1 protein-coding gene is annotated in these 2023 nt (G+C 69.4%); it reads right to left on the reverse strand.

Features of this window, described 5'->3' with window-relative positions:
• On the reverse strand, window positions 1–2023 hold a 2023-nt coding region (locus GXP76_RS35315), incomplete at both ends, for a beta-ketoacyl synthase N-terminal-like domain-containing protein (protein WP_242575704.1).

The raw sequence follows: 2023 nt of genomic DNA on the forward strand, positions 1-2023 counted from the left end.
CCCCGCGTACTGCGAGCCCTGACCGGTGAACAGCACAGCGAGCTTCCCCGCCCGATACCGACCCACCACCCCCTGCGGGCTGGGGTTCCCGGCCGCAACAGCAGCCAGCGCGTCCATCAACTGCCCGCGCTCGGTGCCGAACACGACGGCACGGTGATCGAGAGTCGCACGCGTCCCCGCCAGCGCCCCCGCGACCGCCGGAAGATCAGCGTCGGGGTGCTCCTCCAGCCACGCGTGCAACCGGGAAGCCTGCGCGGCCAGAGCCTCGGCCGTATGACCGGACACCGGCCACACCACCACACCGGACCCCGCCCCACCGGCCTCCGGCTCGACGGGTTCAACGGCCGGCGCCTGCTCAAGAACCACATGCGCGTTCGTGCCGCTGATCCCGAACGAGGACACACCGGCCCGCCTCGGCCGGTCCTCCTCGGTCGTCCACGGGGTGTTCTCGGTGAGGAGTTCCACCGATCCTGTCGACCAGTCGACATGTGGCGTCGGCTCGTCCACGTGCAGCGTCCGCGGGAGCACTCCTTCCCGCATCGCCATGACCATCTTGATGATGCCCGCGACACCGGCCGCCGCCTGCGTGTGCCCGATGTTCGACTTGACCGCCCCGAGCCACAGAGGCGCGCGGTCCGATCGGTCCTGGCCGTAGGTCGCCAGCAGCGCTTGGGCTTCGATCGGGTCACCGAGCATGGTGCCTGTGCCGTGTGCCTCCACAGCCTGGATGTCCGCCGCCGACAGGCCCGAGTTTGCCAGTGCCTGACGGATCACGCGTTCCTGCGACGGCCCGTTCGGAGCTGTGAGGCCGTTGGAGGCGCCGTCCTGGTTGACCGCCGAACCCCGTACCACCGCGAGGACTTCATGCCCGTTCCGTACGGCGTCCGACAGCCGCTCCATGAGCAGCAGCCCGACACCCTCCGACCAGCCGGTGCCGTCGGCGCCGGCCGCGAACGGCTTGCAGCGGCCGTCCGGCGCAAGCCCACGCTGCCGGCTGAACTCCACGAAGAGATCAGGGCTTGCCATCAAGGAGACGCCGCCCGCGAGGGCTATGGTCGATTCGCCGCTGCGAAGCGACTGGCACGCCAGGTGCAGCGCCACCAGTGACGACGAACATGCCGTGTCCACCGTCACCGCCGGACCCTCAAGACCGAACGCGTACGACACCCGACCCGACGCGACACTCGGCGCCGTACCGATACGTCGATATCCCTCGAACTCGTCCGGTACGGACGAGAGACGGGACAGGTAATCGTGGTTCACCACACCGGTGAACACGCCGGTGCCGGTACCGCGGAGGGATGTGGGATCGATGCCCGCCCGCTCGAAGGCCTCCCAGGCGGTCTCCAGCAGCAGTCGTTGCTGCGGGTCCGTCGCCAGGGCCTCCCGGGGACTCATGTGGAACAGGTCGGCGTCGAATTCGGCCGCATCGTGGAGGAAGGCGCCGTGTCGCACGTACGAGGTGCCCGTGTGGTCCGGGTCCGCGTCGTAGAGACGATCCACGTCCCAGCCGCGATTGGTGGGGAAGTCGCCGACAGCGTCACGCTCGTCGTGGAGGAGCTGCCAAAGGTCTTCGGGGGACCGTACGTCGCCGGGAAACCGGCATGCCATCCCCACGATGGCGATGGGCTCGTCCTCGGCCGTCCGCACCGCAGCGAGCGACCGGCGTGGGGCAGCGGCGGTCTGTAGCAGCAATCCGCGCAGATGGTCGGCGAGTTCCTGCGGCGTCGGGTAGTCGAACACCACGGTCGTCGGCAGCGCGCTGCCTATGGCCCTGGCGAGGCTGTTGCGCAGCTCGACCGCAGTCAGCGAACCGATTCCCAGCTCCCGGAACGGCCGGTGCGGAAGGAGGGACGTGCTGTCCGAATGGCCCAGAGCGACCGCCGCGTGGGAGACGACGAGAGTGATCAGCCGCTCACGCTGCTCCGACTCCGGCAGAACACGGAGCTCCTCGGCGAAACCGCCCACAGTGACGGTCGACCGGGCCGCTGTGGCGCGTCGTGGCCGGATGAGACTACGGAGG

The sequence above is a fragment of the Streptomyces sp. NP-1717 genome (genome assembly GCF_022695985.1).
Lineage (GTDB): Bacteria > Actinomycetota > Actinomycetes > Streptomycetales > Streptomycetaceae > Streptomyces.